The sequence below is a fragment of the Bacillus sp. MT94 genome, assembly GCF_058792475.1.
This window is the reverse complement of record NZ_JBXAEZ010000002.1, coordinates 875,353-900,688: the sequence shown is the minus strand read 5'-3', so window position 1 is coordinate 900,688 and position 25,336 is coordinate 875,353. Positions and strand designations below refer to the sequence as shown.

Sequence of the window (25,336 nt, the reverse complement as noted above, 5' to 3'; positions counted from 1 at the left end):
CATATTTGTAAAGAATAAGCAGAAATATGTTACAATAGAAAAAAATCGAACGAGGTGGTTGTTACGATGCGATCGAAGCGAGAACAAGCCATTTTAGACAATATAAAAGAATGGGAAGCGCAATTAGTTGAGCAAGAAGCGACCGATTTTCAAAAAGTGTTTGATAAATGGTTACATACTACAGTTGCGAAATTACCTGAGAAAAAGCGAAAAGAATTCTTCACGAAAGCAGATGGATGGCTCTTTCATTTGCATGCATTTATTCAAAGTTCACAAGCACAGTTAGACGCACGTAATCGGATTTTAGGAACATCGAGATTATTTGATGAATCGATTGAACAGCTTGAAGATTTGAAAGCATTATCTATTGATCAGTTAACATACATAGCAGAGCAGCAAACAGCACGTCATCGTCTATATTCATTTGTGCAAGGCGGGGCGACAGGTGCTGGAGGTTTATTATTATTAACGGCGGATTTTCCGGTTATGATCGCGTTAAATGTGAAGGCGGTCCAACTTATTGCAACATCATTTGGACATGATGTGAACAAGCCATATGAAATGATGCTTGCGTTAAAGGTGTTTCACGCGTCATTACTACCAGGAAGACTTCAGCAATACGCATGGTACAATTTATTGCAAGAGCTGGAACAAGAAGATTCGTTCTTTTATGAAGGAGACGAAGCAGTGTTACAAACAGCTTCTACTGAAGTTGTGTTAAAACAAATTTTGAAGACATTTTCGATTTATGCTCTTCGTCGTAAATTATTCCAAGGTATTCCGGTAATTGGAATGGCAATTGGATCTACAGTGAATTATCGTTTAACAAGAAACGTTACTGAATTTGCAAATAGATTTTATCAAGTGCGCCATATAGTCGAGAAAGAAAAAAGAGCATAAAAAAAAGCGAGAGGCCGAAGCCTTTCGCTTTTTTAATTTGTTGCATGTTTTTTGGACATTGGAACAGATACTGGCTGTTTTTCTGCTGTTTTTTCTGTTTTTGGATAATAAATTAAATCCAATGTTTTTGCCTGTACGGCAATCGAAAGAATAGTAAAAGCAATTTCAGTCCAATTTAAATAATATAATGAAAGCGCAAGAACAATCGCGTCAAAGACGAAGAAAATTTGCCCAATTGTAAAACGAGTTCGTTTACTTAATACAATTGTTAAAATATCGTCTCCACCGGTTGCACCGCCAAATCGCAATATAAAACCGAGTCCAATACCAGCTAACGCACCGCCAACTACTGCAGCTATAAATAAGTTATTTGATAAATCTACCGTAAATGGAGAATAATTTTCCATAAAGGAATAAAATACTCCGAATGAAATTGAACCTAAGAATGAATAGCCAACCATTTTTTTACCTAAAAATGAAGCACACAGTAAAATAATTGGGATATCCATTAATACAGTTGAAATAGATGGTGAAATATCATAAAAGTTTTGAATGAATAGTGCAATTCCTACAAATCCACCTTCTGTTAAGTGGTTTTGAAAGTGAATATGATATAGCGCTGCTGCTAAAATAAATGAACCGATTAAAACCATAAAAATTTCTTTAATAATTTGCCGACTTTGGATGTTCCTCATCGTTATTCCTTCTTTCCGTAGTTAGTAGTCCTTTTTGTGTTGTAAACTAACTACGAGCTCACATGTAGCTTTCAGTTAGTTTACGAAAAAACTAACTACGCTATATGTCGCTGAAGAAATAACGAATAATCCTCTCGTCCATCAATTCTCCCTACCTTCGTTTTAGTTTAAGTCTTAAAACGACTAAACAAAACGTGGAGTAGGATTCGTCATTTAGCAATCCTGCTCTTCTTTGTTTTGTTTAGTTAGTAACAATTAAGTCCTAAACAAAACGCTATGTGTAAGAAGAGTCTTTTTTTTGCCAAATTATCCTTCGGGCAATCATAATTTCCCCACTCTCGTATTTTTTTCGCTAGACTAAAGTATCTGAGCTGAAAAATACGCTACGTGTATGATTCGTCAATACGATGCCACATGCTCCTTCGAGCGATCATGATATCAAAATCCCTTCCTTCAAGATTTATACTATTATATCATACTTTTAAAAAATGTATGCGGATGGAAACCGACAATAAACGGAGGGAATCTACAAAAAATGTTATGTTTAAATATTTTTGTAGAAAAGCCTAAGTTATTTCGGAGGATTGGACAGTTTGTAACGGTTTGTCCAATAAGTAAGAAAAAAAGGGTTTTATTCAGTTGTATTCTTTTCATCACTTTTATCTTTAAAAAACGCATCCCAACTAATCACACTTAAAAAAGTTAAAGCGATAATAACGAAAGCACGCATAAGCTTTAGCCCCCCCTTTTGTACATAGTATATGAATCATTCGATTCGGAATGTGTCATTTTTTTACAAGTCTTAACTATTATGAGAGTATATTAATATAGATAGATGAAGGGGAGAGTGAAGATATGCTAAAAGACATGTTCAAAAGAAAAGAATTAATATGCATTTCATGTCAGAAAAAAATTCAATATGAAGAAGAGCTTGTTGCTTTTGTAAAGTTGCCGAAAGAAAGAAGTATATTAGTTGGTCCATTCGATGTATGTTTGGCAAAAACAGCACAAGAAATATATTGTAAATCATGTTACGACAAAAAAGCATGACCCAAAGTAATTGAGGGGCATGCTTTTTTCATTGGTGTGCTTTCCCCTCAGATACATTTTGAGTGAGTCGATACCAAAGCCAAAGGTCATTAATGATGGAAGCAAGATCGGCAATTTCTGAATTTAGTTTACAAGAAACTTCGAAATCTTCTTCGTTATTTAAATAATGTTGTTTTGTATTAATATAGTGCTCAAGTTCTTTTATACGATCAGGAATTTTCCCGCGAACTTGTTCCCATTTTAGTAAAATAGCATGTTGCATTTTTTCGGGGATTTCTTCCCAGTCTTCTTGTAAATGCGGAATTTCAATTCCTAGATGTTCGTCGTATAAGAAATACTTTTCCATAAGTTCACCCCCGTTTTCCTGCTTATATTGTACAGAAAAACAGAAAGAAGTTCGACGAAATTGTTTGAAAAAATTTGAAAATGACTCTTGATACATTTTGTGAAAGGTGGTAAAGTGTGAATTATTATAAAATAAAATGAATATTTATTCTTTAGGGGGATGCAAAATGGAGAAGAAAAAAGTTGTATTAGCATATTCCGGAGGTCTTGATACTTCCGTTGCGATTAAATGGTTACAAGAGAAGAATTATGATATTATCGCGCTTTGTTTAGACTTAGGGGAAGGTAAAGACTTAGCATTTGTAAAAGAAAAGGCACTTTCAGTAGGTGCAATTAAATCATATATGATTGATGTTCAAGAAGAATTTGCAAACGAATATGCATTGATGGCGATGCAAGCACACACATTATACGAAGGGAAATACCCTCTTGTCTCTGCATTATCTCGTCCGCTTATTGCGAAGAAATTAGTGGAAATCGCAGAACAAGAAGGCGCAACTGCAGTTGCACACGGATGTACAGGGAAAGGAAATGACCAAGTTCGTTTTGAAGTTTCTATCCAAGCATTAAATCCTTACTTAGAAGTGATTGCGCCTGTACGTGAATGGAAATGGTCACGTGAAGAAGAAATTGCATATGCAAAAGAAAACGATGTACCAATTCCGATTAATTTAGATAGCCCGTTTTCAATCGATCAAAACTTATGGGGACGCAGCAACGAATGTGGAATTTTAGAAGATCCATGGGCAGCGCCGCCAGAAGATGCATATGAGATGACATTGGCATTAGAAGATACACCGAATAAACCAGAGTTTGTAGAAATCGGATTTGAAGCAGGAGTACCGACTACTTTAAATGGCACTGCATATTCACTTGCAGAATTAATTAAAACGTTAAATGCGCTTGCTGGAAAACACGGCGTTGGACGTATTGATCACGTAGAAAATCGTCTTGTCGGTATTAAATCTCGTGAAGTATACGAATGCCCAGCAGCAATGACGTTAATCACTGCGCATAAAGAGTTGGAAGATTTAACACACGTAAAAGAAGTAGCGCATTTTAAACCAGTGATTGAACAGAAAATAACAGAACTTATTTATAACGGTTTATGGTTCTCACCTTTAAAACAAGCGCTTCATGCATTTTTACAAGAAACGCAAAAGAATGTAACAGGTACAGTGCGTGTGAAATTATTTAAAGGTCATGCGATTGTAGAAGGACGTAAATCTGAATACTCTTTATACGATGAAAAATTAGCAACATATACTGCTCAAGATGAATTTAATCATGATGCAGCAGTTGGATTCATTTCATTATTCGGTTTACCGACGAAAGTATACAGCCAAGTGAATCAAAAGAAGGTGGAAGCGTGAGCAAACTTTGGGGCGGACGTTTTACAAAAGAAGCGGAAGCATGGGTTGAAGAGTTCGGAGCATCCATCTCCTTCGATCAACAATTAGTAAATCAAGATATAAAAGGAAGTATTGCGCACGTCACGATGCTAGCAAAGCAGGGCATCGTGACGAAAGAAGAAGCAGAGAAAATAAAGATAGGTCTTCAATATTTATTAGAAGAAGTGAAACAAAATAAATTACATTTTTCGGTTGAAGCTGAAGATATTCATTTAAATATTGAAAAGATGTTAATTGAAAAAATCGGTGAAGTAGGAGGGAAACTTCATACAGGCCGAAGTCGTAATGATCAAGTGGCGACAGATATGCATTTGTATTTAAAAGAAAAGGTAGAACATATTATAAAAGCTACAAAACAATTGCAAACTGTTCTTGTTCAACAAGCAGAAAATAATATTGAAACCATTATGCCGGGCTATACGCACTTGCAGCGTGCCCAGCCGATTTCATTTGCTCATCATATTCTTGCTTACTTTTGGATGTTAGAGCGTGATGTGAATCGTTATGAAGATTCATTAAAGCGTATTAATATCTCCCCATTAGGAGCAGGAGCGCTAGCTGGGACGACATTCCCGATCGACCGAGAATATAGTGCGGAACTTCTTGGGTTTAATGGAATCTATGAAAATAGTTTAGATGCAGTAAGTGATCGTGATTTCATACTGGAGTTTTTAAGTAACTCATCTATGCTTATGATGCACTTATCACGCTTTTGTGAAGAACTTATTTTATGGAGTAGCCAAGAGTTTCAATTTATTGAAATGAGCGATCAATACGCGACAGGAAGCAGCATTATGCCGCAAAAGAAAAATCCGGATATGGCGGAACTAATCCGTGGTAAAACAGGCAGAGTATACGGTAATTTATTCAGTTTACTTACAGTAATGAAAGGATTACCACTCGCTTACAATAAAGACTTACAAGAAGATAAAGAAGGAATGTTTGATACAGTCAAAACAGTAGAAGGATGCCTTCATATTATGGCGGGCATGCTTGAAACGATGACTGTAAACAAAGAAAAAATGGGGCAAGCTGTGACGCAAGATTTCTCCAACGCAACAGAAATTGCCGACTACTTAGCAAACAAAGGACTACCATTCCGTCAAGCTCATGAAATTGTTGGGAAGTTAGTGCTACATTGCACACAAAAAGGAATTTATTTATTAGATGTCCCGCTTGAAACATATCAAGAAATGAGCTCTTTATTTGAAGAAGATTTGTATGAAGTTCTTTCACCATATGCGGCTGTAAAGCGTCGTAACAGTGCTGGTGGGACAGGGTTTGAACAAATCAAAAACGCTTTGGAGAAGGCGAAGGGGTTAGTTGGAGAGTTTGTTAGAAGTTGATTGATTTTATAGGGAAGAAGGTACGCTAATCTTGATGGAGAGAAGCTTACCTTCTTTTTTTATAGCCCAAAATTAATCATACTTATGTCGATCTTCTGTAATTCGAATATACTCAATATCCATCAAATCACGAAGCAATGCACCATTACTTAGTTCAACGCCATGTTTCTCTTTAAAATGAGTGCGAATTGTATCTAGCATTTCAATTTCTTTTCCGTTCACGTCTAAAATAATGCGTTCAGAATCATCCATATAGCATCCTCCTTTTTTACACATATATATTTTGTCCGTCTATTTCTAAAAAATGTATGTTAACGTAATGTTAGGAAATAAGAAAGGGATGAAAAATGAGACGTATTTATTTTATAGGGCTAATCTTGTACACGCTAATTGTATTGCATGTTGCATTCCCAAATATCTTTTCATTTGAGGATTTAGAAACAGTACACGTTGCGATATTTATTTTTGCTCTATCTGTAGTAGATTGCTTTATTTCTATATGGATTTCGAAAAGAAAAGATATACAAGGCAAAAAAGAAATGGAACGGAAAAAGAGAAAACGTTCATTTTGGATGATGACATACTGTTTGTCTGTAGTGCTTACTGCTGCTTTTTTTAGTGAGCATATTCCATTAGAAAGATTAAATATTGGATTTGGAGCGTTCGTATTCGCATACTATTTTTTTATGCACTTTCTTCCTTATATAAAAGAAAAGCGAGGAGAAGAGGAAGACCCACTTGTAGAAGAAGCGAAAGAACAAGAGCATAAGAGAATAGAAGGGGATATAAAGAAACTTGGAGAACAAAAATGGTATTTAAAATCAAAAATCATATATGTTCTTTGCTTCATTACGCCGCCAATTGGCTATTTGTACGTCTTCTTACTTCGTAAAAAAATGACAGAAGATGCAAAGCAAACGTATTTAACAGTTGCGACAATCATGATGGCATTATGGTCTTTGAAGTTTCTGCCGCCTTATGTATTGGCAATTACCGTTGTTGTCGTAGCATGTCTTGTGTTTATAGTGAAGTTGATAAAATGAAAAACACCAAGCCTATGTGGACTTGGTGTTTTATCTATAAATTAAAGCTCACCTTGCTCCTCATCACCACGAACAACAAGGACATCGCATTTCGCATAGCGAATAATATGTTCAGAGACGCTACCGATTAGGAAGCGTTCAACAGCATTTAAACCAGTCGCGCCACACATAATTAAATCTACTTTATGGTTTGGAGCGATTTCTTTTGAAATTTTAGATTTAGGATTACCAAATTCTAATACAGTTTCAATTTTTTCAAGACCAGCTTCAAGCGCAGTTTTTTTGTAGTCTTCTAATAAGTCTTCTGCAAATAGATTTGCACGTTCAGCAATTGCACGGCTATAAGCCTCTACAGCTGAGTACGCTTTTACATCAACGATATGAGCAATTGTTAATGTTGCATTGTTGCGCTTTGCGACTTGGATTGCTTTTTTAAAGGCTTTTTCTGCTTCTTTAGAACCATCCACCGCGATTAAAATATTTGTATATGTATTATTCATAGTAAATTCCTCCCAATCTGTTTTATAACTGTTTACAACTTAATTATAAAACAAATTTTGGTAACGTGCTTGCCAGAAACGTTACAGAATTTTGAAAACTCTGTTTCAATTCATTTTAGTTGTAATTGGAGCGAGAACTTGTTACATATGAAGTATAGCAATTTAAAAGGGGGCAGTTTTGTGAGACATGCGCTCATTACAGCCGGTACGAAAGGTTTAGGAAAGCAAGTAACAGAAAAGTTATTGGCTAAAGGCTATTCAGTAACAGTAACGTATCATAGCGATATCACGGCTATGGAAACGATGAAAGAAACATATAAAGATGTGGAAGAGCGTCTACAATTCGTGCAAGCAGATGTCACGAAAAAGGAAGATTTACATAAAATAGTAGAAGAAGCGATGAGCCGTTTTGGCAAAATTGACTTTTTAATTAATAATGCTGGTCCATATGTATTTGAACGAAAAAAGTTAGTTGATTATGAAGAAGATGAATGGAATGAAATGATTCAGGGAAATTTAACAGCGGTATTTCATTTATTAAAACTTGTTGTTCCGGTCATGAGAAAACAGAACTTTGGCCGTATTATTAATTACGGATTTCAAGGGGCGGATAGTGCACCGGGATGGATTTATCGTTCAGCTTTTGCCGCAGCGAAAGTAGGACTTGTTTCATTAACGAAAACAGTTGCTTATGAAGAAGCGGAGTATGGTATTACTGCGAACATGGTATGTCCTGGTGATATTATTGGCGATATGAAAGAGGCAACTATTCAAGAAGCACGTCAGATGAAAGAGCATAACACACCGATTGGTAGATCTGGAACAGGTGAAGATATTGCAAGAACCATTTCGTTTTTATGTGAGGACGATTCCGATATGATTACCGGTACAATTATTGAAGTGACTGGTGCAGTGGATGTTATTCATAGACATCGATAGAATAAAATAAGATGAAGTTTCGAATAATTGGACAGTTTATCCATTGTGCTGAGAGGTGCGGATAATACTGTCCTTTAATATAAAATTAAATCTATCGGAAAACTTGTATTATTTTTTGTCAAATATTGAGATATTATGTTAAAATATAAGAGCGTAGAAAGCGCTTTAAAAAATGATTCAGGGGTCATTTCATAACTCAAGGGGGAACTAATCATGCGTATCGGTATTCCAACAGAAATTAAAAACAATGAAAACCGTGTGGCAATGACGCCAGCGGGAGCAGTACATTTAGTACAAAATGGTCACGAAGTTTTTGTTCAAAAAGGAGCAGGTTTAGGATCTGGATTTACAGATGAAGAATACGTACAAGCTGGTGCGAAACTTGTAGAAACTGCTGAAGAAGCATGGAATCAAGATATGGTTATGAAGGTAAAAGAGCCAGTAGCAAGTGAATACGGCTATTTCCGTGAAGGTTTAATTTTATTCACATACTTACACTTAGCTCCAGAACCAGAATTAACGAAAGCATTAATCGATAACAAAGTTGCATCAATCGCATACGAAACAGTACAATTAGACAATCGTTCTTTACCATTACTTGCACCTATGAGTGAAGTAGCTGGTCGTATGTCTGCACAAATCGGTGCACAATTCCTTGAGAAAAACAAAGGCGGTAAAGGTATTTTACTTGCAGGCGTTCCAGGGGTAAAACGCGGCAAAGTAACAATCATCGGCGGTGGTCAAGCTGGTACAAACGCAGCTAAGATTGCAGTAGGTTTAGGTGCAGATGTAACAATCATTGACTTAAGTGCAGAACGTCTTCGTCAATTAGATGATATTTTCGGTAACCAAGTAAAAACATTAATGTCTAATCCATACAACATTGCAGAAGCTGTTAAAGAATCTGACCTTGTTATTGGAGCAGTATTAATTCCAGGTGCAAAAGCGCCAAAACTTGTAACTGAAGAAATGATTCAATCAATGGAACCGGGTTCTGTCGTTGTAGATATTGCGATTGACCAAGGTGGTATTTTCGAAACAACTGATCGTATTACAACTCATGACAACCCAACTTACGAAAAACATGGCGTTGTTCATTATGCAGTTGCTAATATGCCAGGTGCGGTTCCACGTACGTCAACTCTTGCATTAACAAACGTAACAGTACCATATGCAGTACAAATTGCGAACAAAGGCTATAAAGATGCTTGCCTAGGCAACTCTGCATTATTAAAAGGTATTAACACATTAGATGGATATGTAACATTCGAAGCAGTTGCAGAAGCTCACGGCTTACAATACGCTGATGCGAAAGAGCTACTTGAAAAAGCTCCTGCTTTATCATAATAGAAATACATTTGAGACCTTCCTTTTCATAAGGAGGGTCTTTTTTATATGGGGAAATAACATGTGAATAATTGTTATTTATTGGTGTAAATCGATTTATATTATGATAATTTAGAATTATATAATAAAAGAGGGGATTCAATGGGGAGTAAAAAAAGGAAGCAAAAGCAAGCTAAAAGACAAAAGTACATAAAGAAAAAACAGAAACAGAACATACCTTTTTCACAAAAAGTAGTCATTATGATAGAAAAAACATTCCGGTATATTTGTATGGCTCTGTATGTAATTTTGTGTATGTATTCATTTGGAGTGTTTTACAGTTTTGGGATAACTCCCAATATTATTGAGAGCATTCTAGAATTTATACTTGTTGTAATAGAATTAGCCTTATTCGTTATACTCTTTGCTACAGTATGGCCTAGTCATGAAAGTAAAAAAGATAGAAAAAGAAGCAAAAGATCTTCATACACTTCAAGCTCATCAAGTGGATTCGGTCACTACAGTAGTAGTGATTGTAGTAGCTCAAGTGATGGTGGAGGTTAAGTTAATTTTTCAGAAGAACGACTAACGAAAGGATGGGATGAAATATGGAAACTGTGAACTTAATAGAATTAACAAAAGACATTCAAGATCAACATAAAAACTTCGTCGTTTCAAATATAAACAGTCATTGTTTACGAATCGCTGTATTTACTGGTGAATATGATTGGCACTATCATTCTAATTCGGATGAATTATTTATTGTGCTAGAGGGAGAATTACTTATTGATTTTGAAGATGGAGAAACAGCGGTTTTAAAGCCAAATGATTCTATTTTAATTCCAGCATGTACGATTCATAGAACGAGAGCATTAAAGAGAACGGTAAATCTTTGTTTTGAACATATAGAGGCTGATACGATTAAAGTGGAGCAATTATGAAAAAATTATCTGTAGCCGATTATAGAAAAGTTCTTCCGGTTTTAGAAGGTAATACAAGAACGACGACGTTTGCTTATGCGGTATGTGATCAAATGATAGATGGCGAGGTTTTTATAAACGGGCAATTAACAGCAGGATTAATTATTACAGCTAATGGTATCTATTATTTATTTGGTGATACGGATGATCAAAATTATAACGAAGAGTTATTTTCATATTTAAAAACGGCTATTGAAAAAACAGAGAAGAGATTTACACTGTTCACTTCGAGTGAAGAGTGGGAAATGATGATAGAAGAGCGTTTTAGTAATGTACTTCGGGACATCCCGCGAATGAAATTTCAAAGCGTAACCTTTGAAGAGAGTCAACGAGATTTTAACAAAAATACATATGAAGTGAAGCGTATTGATAGAAGAGATATAGAGCGCAGCAGTGAATTTAAAGAGGAGTACTACAAAGAGTATTGGGGATCAAAAGAAACGTTTTTGAACAGTGGTTTTGGATTTTGTATAGAACAAGATGGGATAATTGTAGCTGAATGTGTCTCAATATTTAGCGGGAATGGTTTTGCTGAAATAGATATTGCAACACATGAAGCACATCAAGGGAAAGGATTAGCTCAAGCTGTTGCAACAAGGTTCATTGAACATTGCATGCAAAATGACATTATACCGAGCTGGGATTGTTATGTAGACAATATTCCTTCGCGAAAATTAGCTAGTAAATTAAGTTTTTATCATCCAATAGAATATAGTTTGTTTGTACGTAAGAAAACGGGGGAATAAAAATGAATGTAGAATTAACAAGATTTAAAGTTAAGCCTGGTAAGAGTCATCGAGTAGATGAATGGATGCAGCTTCTTAATGACAATTTGAAAGAAGTGCTTTTGACATTAAACGACGAAAAAATGTACGTTGAGACAATTTTCCGGGAAATAAGAGATGGAGAAGAGTACTTATATTGGTATTCTGTGCAAGGAGAAGGTGGTATTTTTGTCGAAAATTCGCATCATGAAATTGATAAAAAGCACTTAGCATTTTGGTATGAATGTATCGATGAAGAAGCACCGTCTATTGATATGAAAACAGAAGTTGTTATGATTCAAGATGTTGTGAAGGAAGCGATGAAATAATAGAATAGTATTTCAGAGAAGCGCATCAAAATGGATGTGCTTTTTATTATGGGATTTTTTTTTGAAAAGCTGTATACATTTTACGCTCTCAAACGTTGAGTATATAGAGAGGAGAGCCGAATGAGTCATGATACGTTTGAATCGTTATTAATAGAGAAATCAAAAGCTGTGTTTGGATATTTAATTAAGATTGGAGCTGATAGAAAAGAAGCAGAAGATATTGTGCAAGATACGTTGTATAAAGCTTTATTGCTTATGGAGGAAATACCGTTAGGACATTTAGCACCGTGGCTATTTAGAGTTGCAATCAACCAGCACCGAGATTTGCACCGGAAAGAAAAAAGACTAAATCCAATCGCAATTGAATCAGTCGTTCTTATTGGGCAAAAGTCATTAGATGAAGTGCTTTTAACAAGTGAGTTACAAGGAGAAGTACAAGAAATATTGGAGACGATGACGGAGGAATATCGTCATATTTTACTGTTGAAATATGAGTATGAACTATCTTATAAGGAAATTGCCATTTTATTAAGTATGAAAGAAGATACAGTAAAAACAAGCTTGTACCGTGCAAGAAATCAATTTAAAAAACTGTATAGGAGGAGAAATGATGAGTCGGAAGGACTTTGATTTGAATATGAATGATAAGCAGATGAAGACTTTGATGAAGAGAGCGAAGAGGAAGCAGTTTTGGAGAAACTGGCTTATTTCTATTTGTGCGTCCATTATGGTTATAGTAACTTTGTTTTTGGGTGCAACTTACTTTTCTCAGCAAACATTTAGAAAAATGGAAAGAGAAATGAATGCACTACATATGGTTCAAGGGCCTAATATCCGTTTCAGCGGAAGCATGTATTTAAGTCTTGGTATGACAGGAAGTACAGTAATATATAACTCTTATAAAAATATAGCTGGTCAACCAGTGAAATGGGTAAATGATATATACGAATCTGGTATATGGAGTTATAGTATGAAGCATTACAATGGTGAACTTGTTAGTCTAGATGAGGAAAAAAGGGGTGAAGAGGCTGTTACGATACCAGATTATAATGTGCAAACAATGCAGAGGGAAATGAGGTTTTATTTACCTTTCGTTACTTATAAAAATTATGTGGATGACCTGAAAAATATTGGAGATTTGCAAAATAAAGTTGCAGAAGTAGCCTTATCTTTTGATAAATCGTATACAGCTGAACAAATTATTGAGATGCTTCCGAAAAGTGTACAGCCAGTTTGGTTTTGGGTAGATACATATAATGAAAAGAAAAGTGATTCTTATGTAGGGTTAAAAGATCCTAAAAATGGCGCAGTATTAAATGCGGAAATGGCTAGAAATGTTTTTGGATTTGAAGGAAGTTATGCAAAAGTAAAAGAAGATGTGAAAAACGATTTAACAATAAACTCAAAAGAGTTTCTGTACCAAATGAAGTATTTAACAAAAAATAGTGAAGGTATACCAAGTGATTATTTTGAACAATATTATAAAGAAATAAAAAACACCAAACCAAAAGACCTACCAATATACGGTATAGTCGTAACAGGAAAAACAGAGGATTTACAAAGTTTACAAGGGTCACCGTATATTAAGGCTGCTGTAAGAGGTGTAACAGTTGAGAAATATTGATTACAAGCAATTAATGTGAATAATCAGAAAATTTATGTTATAATATGGGAAAAGGAGGTTTATATGAGGCAAATACATGGAGCAATTTATATTTACATAACAATGTTTTTCGTGGCGATATCCTATGGATTGGGGCACGTGTATTCGCATCCTATACTAACTTTTTTAAGTGGAGCATGTATGGCGTTTGCGCTTCTTGTCCACCTTTTCTCAGTTTGGATCGTGAAATTTCAATTAAATATTAGTGAAATAGAAGAAGGCACTTTTTGAGTGGCCTTCTTTTTTAATAATATTTTGGAAGCTCTTGTAGCAATTTTTCAATTTCGAATTCGGTTTCTTCACATATAGAAAGTGTGCGTAGTCTGAAAAATAAGCTACGTAAGAAAGATTTTGTATTTCCATATAAAAACTCGTACGATTCAATAGGTAGTGCTTGTTTTTGGACCGGTAATTGAGCTACTAAGTCACGAAGGGCTAATATGAGTATTTCTTCTTTTAGGCCATTTTGCAGCATTGCGACAATCGGATAAACGAGACGCTCGTCTTCTTCGTATTTATAGTAAATAGAATGGACAAAAACTTTGTTTAACAAAGTTTTTAATATCTCTTCGTAATGTAAAGTTTCTAGTTTAGGACTATGAACAAGCGCCTCAAATGTATCGGAAGCATGTGCGATACTATGTGCCCATCCGTGGTCTTGCACATATCCGCGGAAATCATGTTCATTGTTCATATATAGAATTAATTGATCTTTTACAGTTAAAATATCATTCTGTGATAAGAAATTATGAGTTGTATCTGCATCTATAATGAGCGCAATTAATAAGGTTGTAAATGCACGAGTAAATACAGCATCTTCATCATCTGAATGAATCTTATACAATAAATATTTTTCACCGATGCTTTCTAATAATAGTTTCTGTAATTGTGTGTGTGAAAGATAGCGATTTTTGATGAGATGATAAAAAGTAGAGTAGATGAGTTTGTCCCTTAAGTAGCTATCAGTAACACCGATATGTTCAAGCATACTGGAACTTAAAGAATCAATATGAAGTGTGTTATCTATGATGTAATTATTATTACGAATTTTTTCTAACTGTTGTTGTAACATATAAACCTCCTGTTTTAGAAAATTATGTATTTTAATAGTATAATAAAAGGAAGGAATAGGCAATGAAGTGAAACTTTAATTAGTGGGGGGGATTCCCCACCTAACTTCTTTGCTTTCACCGAATTTTGATGTGGGGATCTTACTGTCCGTAAATGCGGGATAAATAAGTGCATTTGAATGGAGAGGGCATTATGAAGAGAGCATTATTCTTTTTTATTAGTATTTTCTTTTTAGGAAGCTGTTCCATTTCGTATGTTAATTTTTCTAGCGAGAGCAAAAGTTGGACTGGACAATATAAAGGGCATATTAAGGATGACAGTGAAGATGGAATGTTTACGTTTCAATATAAGGGTGGGGATGGAAAGACAGAATTTAAAAACTTAGAGATTGCTATTAATGGAGCCTTTAGTACAATGACACAAACGTCAGAAGTTCATAAAGGAGCAAGGGTTGAAATAAAATCTTCTTGTGTAAGTTGTGCACCTCTATCTAAAGATGAACCGATAGAAGTTGTAATTAAATGGGATGATAAGTATGAGGAGAAGATGGTGTTAAATTTGAAATAGCCTAAAGTAAGGAGTTAAAAATGAATAGGCATGTGAAAATTGTTATGTTTTTAAATGTATTTCTAGTCATATTATCAGCTTGTACTACAAAACAAGTAGAGCAGGTAACGGTAAAAGAAGTCCCTAAAGAAGGGTATATCATATTAAGAAATGACACGGTATTTTTTGTCGATGATAAAACGTTTAACACAAAAGTAGAGTTACAAAATTATATAGAACAACAAATGAATAAAGAGCATCCATCACATATAGTCTTGAGCTTTAAGGACAAAGACGCATATAAACAGTTAAAAACAGGGGATAAAATAAAAGTATGGTTTTCTCAAATACTTGAAAGCTATCCAGCAAGAATGATTGTAGAGAAATTTGAAATAGTAGAGGAATAAAAAAAGGCAGCATTCACGCTGCCTTTTTATTATTTTACAAATTGTAATTCTTTCGGGAATTTCGTTAAAATTTCTGATCCGTCTTTTGTAATGTAAATATCATCTTCAATACGAACGCCACCTACGTTTGGTACGTAAATACCAGGTTCGATTGTGAAGACCATACCTTCTTTTAATGGAGACTCGTTACCAGCTTTTACATCTGGATATTCGTGTACGCTAATTCCAAGTCCATGACCAAGTCGGTGCGGGAAGAAGTCTCCGTAACCTGCATCTGCGATAACAGAACGAGCAGCGTTATCGATTGCGCCAAGTGTAACACCTGGTTTACATGCTTCAACTGCTTGTAGTTGTCCAGCAAGTACAGTGTTGTAAATGCGAGTTTGCTCTTCAGAAATCTCACCGAATGCTACTGTACGTGTAATATCAGAGCAATAACCTTCAATGATTACACCTAAATCAAATAGTACGAAATCACCGCGCTTCATTTTGTTTGCGCCAGGAATACCGTGTGGAAGAGCGGAGTTTGCACCCGCTAATACCATCGTATCAAATGACATCTTATGTATGCCTTTTGTTTTTAATTCGTGTTCAATAATTGCTAATACTTCTAGCTCGCTACGGTTTTCTTTAATTGCATTTACACCAACTTCAACAGCGTAGTCCGCCATTTTAGCTGCTTCGCGTAAAATAGAAAGTTCTTTTTCATCTTTAATTAAACGAAGTTCGCGAACTTTCTCCTCAGCTGATTTGAAAGCTGCATTTGGGAATAATTTCGTTAATTCTTCGTAGCGCTCTACGTTTAAATGTTCTTTTTCAATTGCAACTGCATTTGCATTGATGCCGCGGTCTTTAATTGCTTTTGCAATCATATCCCATGGTCTGTCAGTATCAGTAAATCCGATAATTTCATGTGCCCAGCCAGCGTTACGTGCTTGACCTTCTTCCATTTTAGGACAAATTAAAATAGGTTCTTTTTCTTGGAATACAAACATACCAAGTAATCTTTCATGCGGTTCACAGTGGAAGTTCGTCATGTAGAAGACGTTCGGTGTAGAAGTTAAGAACGCAGCTTCTACGTTTTTTTCTTTTAGCCATTGCATTAAATTTTCTAATCTAGCATTCATCGATTGGCACCCCCGAGATATTTAATTACAAATATAACTTTAACTCGGAAGAAAGCGTTATGACAAGTAAATAGATGTTAGAAAAGACAGGGAATTGAAAAATCATGTAGAATAAAAAGTGAGAATGTGAATAGGGGAGGAATGTAATAATGAAAGTATCTTATCATGGGCATTCAGTTGTGAAAATTGAGGCGAATGGAAAAGTTATTTTAATTGACCCGTTTTTAACAGGTAATCCGAAAACAGATTTAAAAGCTGAAGATGTAAAAGTGGATGCAATCCTTTTATCGCATGGACACGGTGATCATGTTGGAGATACAGTAGAACTTGCGAAGAAAAATAATGCAGTTGTTGTAGCGCCATTTGAACTAGCAACATTTTTAAGTTGGCAAGGTGTAAATACACATCCGATGCATATTGGTGGTTCACATGAATTTGACTTCGGAAAAGTGAAGTTTACACAAGCATTCCACGGCTCTAGTTATATTGATGAAGCAAATAAGACGATTACATATACAGGTATGCCAGCAGGTATTTTATTTACAGCAGAAGAGAAAACAGTGTACCACGCAGGAGATACTGCACTATTCTCTGATATGAAGTTAATTGGGGAATTAAATAAAGTTGATCTAGCATTTTTACCAATTGGTGATAATTTCACAATGGGACCAGAAGATGCTGTACTAGCGGCAAAATGGATTAATGCGAAAACTGTTGTACCGATGCATTACAATACGTTCCCAGTTATTGAACAAGATCCATATCAATTTGTAGAAAAGCTACAAAATTGTACAGGGAAAGTATTAGAAGCTGGAGAAAGTATTACACTATAGAAAAGAAACCCTTCATTTGAAAAGAAAAGTGAAGGGTTTTTACGTGTGTAGAACAGCTTTTAATGCTTGTATTTGTTTTGGTGATTCTTTTCTTTTGGTACGTGGTTGTTCAGGTGTTTCATTCAATTCCATTGCAACTTTTTTCCCATCTACGAAAGCTAAAAATACAGCACCTACAACCTCTAAAAATTTTTTCATCATGTGTCCGCTCCTTTGTTTTATTTCTTGTCTTCATTGTATAGGGAATCAAGTGGGCGAACTATCGAATGAGATGACAATAGCATTACATTGTTGTAATAGAATGACTGGTGGAATGTAAGAGTCATTTTGTTATAAAAAAAATAGTACAGGTATGCAAAGAGAGAGTGTAACAGTTTTGAAAATATAGTATACTGAAAGTACAACACATGAAGAATTTAGGGAAAAGAAAGTATGGTGAAACCATTTGGCTACCAAGCATAACCAAATTTTAGAACATATTAATAGCCTGCCAGTAGGCCATAAAATTTCTGTAAGACAAATTGCGAAAGATTTGAGTGTAAGTGAAGGGACAGCTTACCGTGCAATTAAAGATGCAGAAAATAAAGGGTATGTTAGTACAATTGAACGTGTCGGAACAATTCGAATTGAACAAAAGAAGAAAGAAAATATCGAAAAACTGACATATGCAGAAGTCGTTAACATTGTCGACGGTCAAGTACTTGGGGGCAGAGAAGGACTACATAAAACATTAAATAAATTCGTAATCGGAGCTATGAAATTAGAAGCGATGATGCGCTATACAGAAGCTGGGAATTTACTCATTATTGGTAACCGTACGAATGCACATCAATTAGCGCTAGAAACTGGAGCTGCTGTATTAATTACGGGTGGATTTGATACGGAAGATCATGTGAAGAAATTAGCAGACGAATTAAAGCTGCCGATTATTTCAAGTAGCTACGATACATTTACGGTCGCAACGTTAATTAACCGTGCAATTTATGATCAACTGATTAAGAAAGAAATTGTACTTGTTGAGGATATTTTAACACCAATTGAAGAAACGTTATATTTAAAGCCACATGATACAGTACAGCAATGGCATGCATATAATGAAGAGACAATGCACGGAAGATATCCAATTGTAGATGAAAATAAAAAAGTGCTAGGAATCGTAACTTCAAAAGACATGATCGGTGTAGCGAAAGAAACACCAATTGATAAAGTAATGACAAAACACCCAATTACAGTGAATGGTAAAATGTCTGTCGCAGCTGCGGCACGTATGATGGTGTGGGAAGGAATTGAATTACTTCCTGTCGTTGAGGAAGGAAATAAACTGCAAGGTATCATTAGCCGTCAAGATGTACTTCAGGCACTGCAAATGATTCAACGTCAGCCACAAGTTGGAGAAACAATTGATGATATTGTAACGAATCAATTTATGACGCCAAAAGAAGCGAAAAATGAGCATCTATATCAATTTTCAGTGACGCCGCAAATGACGAACTCAATCGGAACGTTATCGTACGGTGTATTTGCAACAATTGTGACAGAAGCGACAAATCGCGTTATTCGTGCGCAAAAGAAAAGCGATTTAATTGTTGAAAACTTAACAATTTATTTCGTAAAGCCGGTTCAAATTGATAATGTTGTATCCGTTCATCCGAAAGTATTAGAAATTGGGCGTAAATTTGGTAAGGTTGATGTAGAGGTGCATCATGAAGGTAATGTCGTTGGAAAAGCATTACTTATGGTTCAGTTAATTGATAAATAAAAAGATGGAACAAATCGTTTTGATTTGTTCCATTTTTTTTGTTGTTTTAAATTTGAAAGGCATGATTTTAGATGAGAGTTTTAGTGAAATATGTATGGGGTGGAGTGGAAAAGTAACGCAAGAAAAGACAGAATAGTAATTCAATTTGGTTGTATATTGTGTTATGATTATATTGTAAGAAAATGGATTTGTGGAAGGTGGTATACATTATGTCGTCAGCCGTACTCTTTTTTGGTAGTATCGCACTATTTTACTTTCTTGTAATGATACCGATCCAATATTTATATTTACAAGGTTTACATGAAAAAAAGGAAAAGACAGGATTATCTCAGCGAGAGCTATATGAAAAAATGTCTTTTGGAGAAGAACAATTACATTTTCACGTACAAGGTAACCCATTTAATATACCATCTGCGTTTGTCGCATATATGATTTTAAAAGTTAGAGGACGTAAAAAAGCATCACAATTTTGATGCTTTTTTACGTTGTTTCATAGACTTCTGCTTCTTTAACTGCTAATGGTAAGAAATGTTTGTATTGGCGAAATCCATTAAATACACTTGCACTACCAAATAGAACGAATAAGATACCAACGATAATACGAGCGGTTGAAAGTTCTAAAAAGAATTGGTTTATCCCGAAGAATAAGACGAATGAACCGAGTGCCATTGCGGATTTTCCAGAGAGCCAACCTTTCTCCATTGGGCGGTTTGTACGAAAGTATTTTGTTTTGTAGAAGAGATACAACATAAATGAGACGATAATACAGAAGACTAATACTGGCATAATGAACACTCCCATCGTTTTATGAAAAAAATAGTGGAGAAAAAAGAAATATCTAAACTTTCTAACTTTTATTATAAAGCAATTGTTCGCATGTATGAAATACTTTCCGTTATAATGAGAGATAAAGTGAAGAAGTTGATTAAAAAGGAGATTATACATATGCATGAGCAAATTTTAGGAGCAATTAAAGAGTTTGATACAATTATTATTCATCGCCACGTGCGTCCGGATCCAGATGCATTAGGTTCACAGGGTGGCCTTGGTACAATTCTAAAAGAATCGTTTCCAGAGAAAAATATTTATACGGTTGGGTACAATGAACCGTCGTTAGCATACTTACGAGTAATGGATGATATTGAAGATAGTATATACGAAAATGCGCTTGTTATTGTTTGTGATACTGCGAATCAAGAACGTGTTGACGATCAACGCTATACAAAAGGGAAGATGTTAATTAAAATTGATCATCATCCAAATGAAGATCCATATGGAGATATTACGTGGGTAGATACGACAGCGAGTTCGACAAGTGAAATGATTTATGAGTTTTATAACTATGGAAAAGATAAAGGATTAAAAATAACAAAAGAAGCAGCCCGCCTTATTTTAGCAGGAATTGTTGGAGATACAGGTCGTTTCTTATTCCCAAATACGACAGCAAAAACACTTCGTTACGTAAGTGAGCTTGTTGACATGGGTGTGAAATTCACAGATTTATACAATGAAATGTATAAGACAAAAGAAAAAATTGCTCGTTTAAACGGTTATATTTTACAAAACTTTACGATGGTAGAAGAAGGAGCAGCTTACATTAAATTAACGAAAGAAGTATTAGAAGAATTTGATGTACTTCCTTCTGAAGCATCTGGTGTTGTTGGAGCGCTTGGCAATATTGATGGATTAAAGGCGTGGGTTCTATTTTTAGAGGAAGACGACGTAATTCGTGTTCGTCTTCGTTCAAAAGGACCAGTTATAAACAAATTGGCAATGCAATATAACGGCGGAGGACATCCGATGGCTTCTGGTGCCAAGGCATCTTCTTGGGAAGAAGCGGATCGTCTTTTTGCTGATTTACGTGAGATTTGTAAATAAGGGACTATATGTTAGAACGAAAAGAAGGAGCGGCGCTAAAGCCCTCCTTCTTTATTTTTCCTTTTCTATAGTAATGCTAATTTCAAGCACTGTATCAAAAGATATTGTATCGACTTTAAAACGGTATAGTCGATCGTAATGTTTGTACGTTTTGTTTTCGATTACCTTTTTGAGTAGGTCTTTATTTTTTGCGATACTTTGAATGTTTTTCGTTAAAAGATGCTGGAGATCATTATGGATAGATGTAGTCATATTTTCGAGTGTAAGATTGTCTAAATCGTATTTTTCTCGATTGATAAGTTTTATTTTAATCTCTTGAATGGTTAAGAGCCGTTTATTTTCAGTGTTCAATTTTTCTTGATCTTCGAGAAGGACGTGGAGCTTTGCTTCTTGTTTTTCTATAATTTCTCTTTGTTCTGCTATTTTACTAGCTTGTTCTTCTTGAAAAACACCGTATATGTACAAAAAAATAAACCAGCTCAACACGCCTCCGACAGCAGCACCAGCTAATACTAAGTACCATCTTTTTGCTGTATTGGCACTTGGTACTCTCATACATGTTCCTGCGTTAGCCATTTAATAATAATGAGACCTGTTTGCATACCACCAGTTGCGAAAAAAATAAGGAGAATTTGTTTTACGATATCTTTCATATCTCCGCCAAAGAAACTTCTTTCAAAGCTATAAAAGGTATCGAATGTTCCACCAATTGCTGCAACGAGTGCCCAAATTCTTAAATTTTGGGCGAATTGATTAATGTAAGTTAGAGCTGGTTTTCCGATAAGAAACGCACCAAATCCACCAATTAATGAACCGCCAAGTATAACCCCAAAGGCAATAAAATAACTAATAATAAGCAGAGAGAAAAAAGTATGTTCTCTTACATCCATCGTCATTCCCCTTTCTTCTTCATATATATGGACAAAGTATAAGAAGTATGTTTTGATTTCCGCTTTCCTCATCACCTATAATAAAAGTAGTCAAATAGGTAAAGAGAGGGTACAACAGTGAAGTTTGTGCATTTACAATGTCAAACCGTTTTTAGTTTATTAAAAAGTGCTTGTAAAATTGATGAGCTTGTAGTCAGGGCGAAAGAACTTGGTTTTTCATCGCTGGCTATTACGGATGAAAATGTTATGTATGGCGTTATTCCGTTTTATAAAGCATGTAAGAAACATGGTATACAGCCTGTTATTGGATTAACCGCTTCTATTTTTAGTGAAGAAGAAGAAAGGTCTTATCCACTTGTATTACTTGCTGAGAATGAAATAGGCTACCAAAATTTATTAAAGATTTCTAGCAGTATTATGACAAAATCCAAAGAAGGTATTCCTAAGAAGTGGCTTGCGCATTATGCGAAAGGATTAATTGCTATTTCACCAGGTAAAGATGGCGAAATTGAGCAATTATTACTAGAAGACAATGAGAGTCAGGCTGAAGAAGTAGCTCGCACATATCAAAATATGTTCGGCCATTTTTATATGAGTTTGCAGCATCATGCGATTCAAGATGAGTTGCTTTTACAAGAGAAAATACCTGAATTTATTAGTAGGGTTAATATTCCAGTCGTTGCAACAAACGATGTGCGCTATATCAATCAAAGTGACGCACTTGTTCACGAATGTTTACTATCTGTTGAAAGTGGAACGAAAATGACTGATCCAGATAGGCCGAGGCTGAAAACAGATCAATATTATTTAAAGTCATCGGATGAAATGGAAGCACTATTTTCCCATGCGCCGGAAGCAATCCAAAATACAATGAAAATTGCAGAGCGTTGCCAAGTAGAAATACCGTTCCATGTAAATCAACTTCCGAAGTTTCCTGTTTCGTCTAATGAAACGAGTGATATATACTTGCGTCGTGTTTGTGAAGAAGGTTTACGGAAACGATATGGTGCGCCGAAAGAAGTGCATATAAAGCGTTTAAATCATGAATTAAATGTTATTTCTCGTATGGGATTTAGTGATTATTTCCTCATCGTATGGGATTTTATGAAGTATGCACATGAAAATCATATTTTAACAGGACCAGGTCGTGGATCGGCAGCTGGTTCACTCGTCTCATACGTATTAGAAATTACAGATATTGATCCGATTGAATACGATCTATTATTTGAAAGGTTTTTAAATCCTGAACGTGTGACGCTTCCCGATATTGATATTGATTTTCCAGACGTAAGACGTGATGAGATGATTCGCTATGTGAAAGATAAATACGGTCAGCTCCGTGTTGCGCAAATTGTAACGTTTGGTACGCTTGCAGCAAAAGCGGCAATTAGAGACATTGCCCGCGTAATGGGGCTTCCGCCGCGAGATATTGATATATTTTCAAAACTTATCCCATCAAAGCTTGGTATAACGTTAAAAGATGCATATGAAGAATCACAATCACTTCGTGAGTTTATACAAGGGAATCTTCTGCATGAGCGTGTGTTTGAAATCGCAAAACGTGTAGAAGGTTTACCACGTCATACGTCTATTCATGCGGCTGGCGTTATTATGAGTCAAGAACCGCTAACAGGCAGTGTAGCAATTCAAGAAGGACATAACGATGTTTATGTTACGCAATATCCAGCCGATGCGCTAGAAGAACTTGGGTTGCTTAAGATGGACTTTTTAGGATTACGTAATTTAACGTTACTTGAAAATATTATAAAATTTATCGCGAACAAAACAGGAAAAGAAATCGATATAAGAAACTTACCTCTTCAAGATGAAAAGACGTTCCAATTATTAGGGAGAGGGGATACAACAGGTGTATTCCAGCTTGAGTCAGGTGGTATGCGAAATGTACTTCGCGGGTTAAAACCGAATGAGTTTGAAGATATCGTAGCTGTTAACTCATTATACAGACCGGGACCGATGGAACAGATACCGACCTTTATTGAATCGAAACATGGAAAAAGAAAAATTGAATATTTACATCCGGATTTAAAGCCAATTTTAGAAAGAACATACGGCGTCATTGTATACCAAGAACAAATTATGCAAATTGCATCGAAGTTAGCAGGGTTTTCGCTTGGTGAAGCAGATTTACTGCGCCGTGCAGTGAGTAAAAAGAATCGTGATATTTTAGATCAGGAACGTAAGCATTTTGTCCAAGGTTGTTTGCAAAATGGTTACAATGAGACGTCTGCTGAGAAAATTTATGATTTAATTGTAAGATTTGCGAATTACGGTTTTAACCGAAGTCACGCTGTAGCTTACAGTATGATCGGATATCAGCTTGCCTACTTAAAAGCGAACTATACGCTGGAATTTATGACGGCACTATTATCAAGTGCAATTGGAAATGAAGATAAAATTGTACAGTATATACGAGAAACGAAGCGAAAGGGTTTTCATGTTTTGCCGCCGTCTCTTCAAAAAAGTGGTTACAACTTCCAAATAGAGGGGAATGCGATACGTTACAGTTTACTTTCGATTCGAAATATTGGAATGGCTACAGTGACGGCATTATTAGAAGAACGAGAGAAAAAAATGTTCGAAGATTTATTTGAATTTTGTCTCCGTATGCCGTCAAAGTTTGTAACAGAGCGCAATTTAGAAGCTTTCGTCTGGTCGGGATGTTTTGATGATTTTGGTGTTTCGAGAACGAATTTATGGAAAAGTCTTAAAGGGGCGTTGGAGTACGCAAATCTCGCGCGTGATTTAGGGGATGCTGTTCCAAAATCAAAATACGTACAAGGAGAAGAGCTATCTTTTATTGAACAACTAAATAAAGAGAAAGAAGCACTTGGCTTTTATTTATCAAGTTATCCGACTGCGCAGTATGTAAAGTTATCAAAAGAATTAGAAATTCCATCTCTCGCTCAGGCGATGCGACACAAGAAAAAAGTACAAAGAGCTATTGTGTATATAACAAGTGTGAGAGTGATTCGTACGAAAAAGTTTCAAAAGATGGCATTTATTACATTCTGTGATCAAAATGATGAAATGGAAGCGGTCCTCTTCCCGGAAACGTATATACATTTCTCGGATAAGTTACAAGAAGGAGCAATTGTTTTAGTTGACGGCATGATTGAGCTAAGAAATCATAAGCTGCAATGGATTGTAAATGGACTATATCCGCTAGAGGAAATGGATGTTTATGAAGAAAAGAAAGATGCATCTGTTTACGTGAAATTGCCGTCTCAGTATGAGAAAAAGCTTTTAAATCAGGTTACGAAAATATTGTTCGACTATTCAGGTTTTGCGAAAGTACTAATTTATTATGAAAAGGAACATAAAATGGTACAATTATCTCGAAGTTTATCGATTCATCCAAGTGAAGAATGTTTAGGAGCACTTCGTAAAATTGTCGGGGAAGAAAATGTAGTTGTGAAAATATAATGGACAATTTCCCTACACTTCGATTATTATAGTAGTAGTGTTCGTGGTCAGACCACTTGGAGAAATTGATATCAGCAAGAATAATTTGA

The 25,336-nt window shown here is 35.5% G+C and carries 31 protein-coding genes; 21 read left to right on the top strand and 10 right to left on the bottom strand.

Going from position 1 to position 25,336, the window contains the following annotated elements:
* The first annotated feature begins 66 nt into the window (after window positions 1-66).
* Window positions 67-900 carry an EcsC family protein gene (locus tag AC1Q51_RS10400; protein ID WP_001256853.1) on the top strand — a complete coding sequence of 278 codons (834 nt, stop codon included), beginning with the start codon at window positions 67-69 and terminating at the stop codon, window positions 898-900.
* A 32-nt stretch (window positions 901-932) separates the two neighbouring features.
* Here the strand turns inward: AC1Q51_RS10400 and AC1Q51_RS10395 are convergent, their stop codons facing one another.
* Entirely contained in the window at window positions 933-1,595 is a 663-nt protein-coding gene (locus tag AC1Q51_RS10395) for a YitT family protein (RefSeq protein WP_043935401.1), read from the bottom strand.
* 855 nt (window positions 1,596-2,450) lie between these two features.
* On the opposite strand from AC1Q51_RS10395, the gene AC1Q51_RS10390 reads away from it, so the two are divergent.
* Complete coding sequence (locus AC1Q51_RS10390; RefSeq protein ID WP_000910273.1) at window positions 2,451-2,645, top strand: hypothetical protein; 195 nt, start codon at window positions 2,451-2,453, stop codon at window positions 2,643-2,645.
* Between the two features lie 28 nt (window positions 2,646-2,673).
* On the opposite strand, the gene AC1Q51_RS10385 is transcribed toward AC1Q51_RS10390, so the two are convergent.
* On the bottom strand, window positions 2,674-2,991 hold the full coding sequence (locus AC1Q51_RS10385; RefSeq protein WP_000417218.1) for a hypothetical protein: 318 nt from the start codon (window positions 2,989-2,991) through the stop codon (window positions 2,674-2,676).
* A gap of 166 nt (window positions 2,992-3,157) precedes the next feature.
* Between AC1Q51_RS10385 and AC1Q51_RS10380 the strand changes: the two genes are divergently transcribed.
* A complete protein-coding gene (locus AC1Q51_RS10380; RefSeq protein WP_000412315.1) occupies window positions 3,158-4,363 on the top strand; it encodes an argininosuccinate synthase in 1,206 nt (401 codons plus the stop codon).
* The gene (gene argH, locus AC1Q51_RS10375) at window positions 4,360-5,748 is read left to right on the top strand and encodes an argininosuccinate lyase (RefSeq protein ID WP_090976916.1); all 1,389 of its coding nucleotides are present in this window, start codon (window positions 4,360-4,362) and stop codon (window positions 5,746-5,748) included. Before AC1Q51_RS10380 ends, argH begins: the two co-directional genes overlap by 4 nt.
* A 72-nt stretch (window positions 5,749-5,820) precedes the next feature.
* Here the strand turns inward: argH and AC1Q51_RS10370 are convergent, their stop codons facing one another.
* Entirely contained in the window at window positions 5,821-6,000 is a 180-nt protein-coding gene (locus tag AC1Q51_RS10370; RefSeq protein ID WP_000342760.1) for a hypothetical protein, read from the bottom strand.
* Window positions 6,001-6,095: 95 nt separating this feature from the next.
* Between AC1Q51_RS10370 and AC1Q51_RS10365 the strand changes: the two genes are divergently transcribed.
* Window positions 6,096-6,791: a hypothetical protein gene (locus AC1Q51_RS10365; RefSeq protein WP_090976918.1), complete on the top strand. Its 696-nt coding sequence runs from the start codon at window positions 6,096-6,098 to the stop codon at window positions 6,789-6,791.
* Between the two features lie 41 nt (window positions 6,792-6,832).
* Here AC1Q51_RS10365 and AC1Q51_RS10360 read toward each other — a convergent pair whose 3' ends face one another.
* Entirely contained in the window at window positions 6,833-7,291 is a 459-nt protein-coding gene (locus AC1Q51_RS10360; protein WP_001066673.1) for a universal stress protein, read from the bottom strand.
* A 147-nt stretch (window positions 7,292-7,438) separates the two neighbouring features.
* Here AC1Q51_RS10360 and AC1Q51_RS10355 point away from each other — a divergent pair, with 147 nt between their 5' ends.
* From AC1Q51_RS10355 to AC1Q51_RS10315, 9 genes are all read left to right on the top strand, one after another.
* Window positions 7,439-8,230 carry an SDR family oxidoreductase gene (locus AC1Q51_RS10355; protein ID WP_090977626.1) on the top strand — a complete coding sequence of 264 codons (792 nt, stop codon included), beginning with the start codon at window positions 7,439-7,441 and terminating at the stop codon, window positions 8,228-8,230.
* A 213-nt stretch (window positions 8,231-8,443) separates the two neighbouring features.
* Window positions 8,444-9,577: an alanine dehydrogenase gene (gene ald, locus AC1Q51_RS10350; protein ID WP_001219401.1), complete on the top strand. Its 1,134-nt coding sequence runs from the start codon at window positions 8,444-8,446 to the stop codon at window positions 9,575-9,577.
* Between the two features lie 141 nt (window positions 9,578-9,718).
* Window positions 9,719-10,120, top strand: coding sequence for a hypothetical protein (locus AC1Q51_RS10345; protein WP_090976919.1), 402 nt, complete (start codon window positions 9,719-9,721; stop codon window positions 10,118-10,120).
* A gap of 44 nt (window positions 10,121-10,164) precedes the next feature.
* Window positions 10,165-10,497, top strand: coding sequence for a cupin domain-containing protein (locus tag AC1Q51_RS10340; RefSeq protein WP_000450933.1), 333 nt, complete (start codon window positions 10,165-10,167; stop codon window positions 10,495-10,497).
* Entirely contained in the window at window positions 10,494-11,282 is a 789-nt protein-coding gene (locus tag AC1Q51_RS10335; RefSeq protein ID WP_078400665.1) for a GNAT family N-acetyltransferase, read from the top strand. Before AC1Q51_RS10340 ends, AC1Q51_RS10335 begins: the two co-directional genes overlap by 4 nt.
* A 2-nt stretch (window positions 11,283-11,284) precedes the next feature.
* A complete protein-coding gene (locus AC1Q51_RS10330) occupies window positions 11,285-11,629 on the top strand; it encodes a DUF6176 family protein (protein WP_001100204.1) in 345 nt (114 codons plus the stop codon).
* Window positions 11,630-11,749: 120 nt separating this feature from the next.
* Complete coding sequence (locus AC1Q51_RS10325; protein ID WP_089171831.1) at window positions 11,750-12,259, top strand: RNA polymerase sigma factor; 510 nt, start codon at window positions 11,750-11,752, stop codon at window positions 12,257-12,259.
* Window positions 12,240-13,253: an anti sigma factor C-terminal domain-containing protein gene (locus AC1Q51_RS10320; protein ID WP_071731420.1), complete on the top strand. Its 1,014-nt coding sequence runs from the start codon at window positions 12,240-12,242 to the stop codon at window positions 13,251-13,253. Before AC1Q51_RS10325 ends, AC1Q51_RS10320 begins: the two co-directional genes overlap by 20 nt.
* Before the next feature lie 63 nt (window positions 13,254-13,316).
* Window positions 13,317-13,523, top strand: coding sequence for a hypothetical protein (locus tag AC1Q51_RS10315; protein ID WP_001248905.1), 207 nt, complete (start codon window positions 13,317-13,319; stop codon window positions 13,521-13,523).
* A 13-nt stretch (window positions 13,524-13,536) separates the two neighbouring features.
* On the opposite strand, the gene AC1Q51_RS10310 is transcribed toward AC1Q51_RS10315, so the two are convergent.
* Window positions 13,537-14,364, bottom strand: coding sequence for a DUF2785 domain-containing protein (locus tag AC1Q51_RS10310; RefSeq protein WP_075718711.1), 828 nt, complete (start codon window positions 14,362-14,364; stop codon window positions 13,537-13,539).
* 191 nt (window positions 14,365-14,555) lie between these two features.
* On the opposite strand from AC1Q51_RS10310, the gene AC1Q51_RS10305 reads away from it, so the two are divergent.
* Both AC1Q51_RS10305 and AC1Q51_RS10300 read left to right on the top strand, forming a co-directional pair.
* A complete protein-coding gene (locus AC1Q51_RS10305) occupies window positions 14,556-14,930 on the top strand; it encodes a hypothetical protein (RefSeq protein WP_000816700.1) in 375 nt (124 codons plus the stop codon).
* Window positions 14,931-14,950: 20 nt separating this feature from the next.
* Window positions 14,951-15,316, top strand: coding sequence for a DUF3221 domain-containing protein (locus tag AC1Q51_RS10300; RefSeq protein WP_090976921.1), 366 nt, complete (start codon window positions 14,951-14,953; stop codon window positions 15,314-15,316).
* A gap of 29 nt (window positions 15,317-15,345) precedes the next feature.
* Here AC1Q51_RS10300 and pepQ read toward each other — a convergent pair whose 3' ends face one another.
* Window positions 15,346-16,443, bottom strand: coding sequence for a Xaa-Pro dipeptidase (gene pepQ / locus AC1Q51_RS10295; protein WP_000994037.1), 1,098 nt, complete (start codon window positions 16,441-16,443; stop codon window positions 15,346-15,348).
* A gap of 149 nt (window positions 16,444-16,592) precedes the next feature.
* Here pepQ and AC1Q51_RS10290 point away from each other — a divergent pair, with 149 nt between their 5' ends.
* Window positions 16,593-17,276 carry a metal-dependent hydrolase gene (locus AC1Q51_RS10290; protein WP_000868922.1) on the top strand — a complete coding sequence of 228 codons (684 nt, stop codon included), beginning with the start codon at window positions 16,593-16,595 and terminating at the stop codon, window positions 17,274-17,276.
* Window positions 17,277-17,315: 39 nt separating this feature from the next.
* Here AC1Q51_RS10290 and AC1Q51_RS10285 read toward each other — a convergent pair whose 3' ends face one another.
* A complete protein-coding gene (locus AC1Q51_RS10285; protein WP_000976017.1) occupies window positions 17,316-17,477 on the bottom strand; it encodes a hypothetical protein in 162 nt (53 codons plus the stop codon).
* A gap of 244 nt (window positions 17,478-17,721) precedes the next feature.
* Here AC1Q51_RS10285 and AC1Q51_RS10280 point away from each other — a divergent pair, with 244 nt between their 5' ends.
* Window positions 17,722-19,035, top strand: a complete 1,314-nt coding sequence (locus AC1Q51_RS10280; protein ID WP_000201579.1) for a CBS domain-containing protein — start codon at window positions 17,722-17,724, stop codon at window positions 19,033-19,035.
* Between the two features lie 209 nt (window positions 19,036-19,244).
* Complete coding sequence (locus AC1Q51_RS10275; RefSeq protein ID WP_000093046.1) at window positions 19,245-19,508, top strand: DUF3949 domain-containing protein; 264 nt, start codon at window positions 19,245-19,247, stop codon at window positions 19,506-19,508.
* Window positions 19,509-19,515: 7 nt separating this feature from the next.
* On the opposite strand, the gene AC1Q51_RS10270 is transcribed toward AC1Q51_RS10275, so the two are convergent.
* Complete coding sequence (locus AC1Q51_RS10270; protein WP_001144766.1) at window positions 19,516-19,821, bottom strand: YtpI family protein; 306 nt, start codon at window positions 19,819-19,821, stop codon at window positions 19,516-19,518.
* Window positions 19,822-19,980: 159 nt separating this feature from the next.
* Here AC1Q51_RS10270 and AC1Q51_RS10265 point away from each other — a divergent pair, with 159 nt between their 5' ends.
* On the top strand, window positions 19,981-20,913 hold the full coding sequence (locus tag AC1Q51_RS10265) for a DHH family phosphoesterase (RefSeq protein ID WP_053563565.1): 933 nt from the start codon (window positions 19,981-19,983) through the stop codon (window positions 20,911-20,913).
* Window positions 20,914-20,964: 51 nt separating this feature from the next.
* Here AC1Q51_RS10265 and ytrI read toward each other — a convergent pair whose 3' ends face one another.
* Both ytrI and AC1Q51_RS10255 read right to left on the bottom strand, forming a co-directional pair.
* Entirely contained in the window at window positions 20,965-21,468 is a 504-nt protein-coding gene (gene ytrI, locus AC1Q51_RS10260) for a sporulation membrane protein YtrI (protein ID WP_001265736.1), read from the bottom strand.
* Window positions 21,465-21,878, bottom strand: coding sequence for a YtrH family sporulation protein (locus tag AC1Q51_RS10255; RefSeq protein WP_002005839.1), 414 nt, complete (start codon window positions 21,876-21,878; stop codon window positions 21,465-21,467). Before AC1Q51_RS10255 ends, ytrI begins: the two co-directional genes overlap by 4 nt.
* A 42-nt stretch (window positions 21,879-21,920) precedes the next feature.
* Here AC1Q51_RS10255 and dnaE point away from each other — a divergent pair, with 42 nt between their 5' ends.
* Window positions 21,921-25,247 carry a DNA polymerase III subunit alpha gene (gene dnaE, locus AC1Q51_RS10250; RefSeq protein ID WP_492331485.1) on the top strand — a complete coding sequence of 1,109 codons (3,327 nt, stop codon included), beginning with the start codon at window positions 21,921-21,923 and terminating at the stop codon, window positions 25,245-25,247.
* Window positions 25,248-25,336 lie beyond the last annotated feature (89 nt).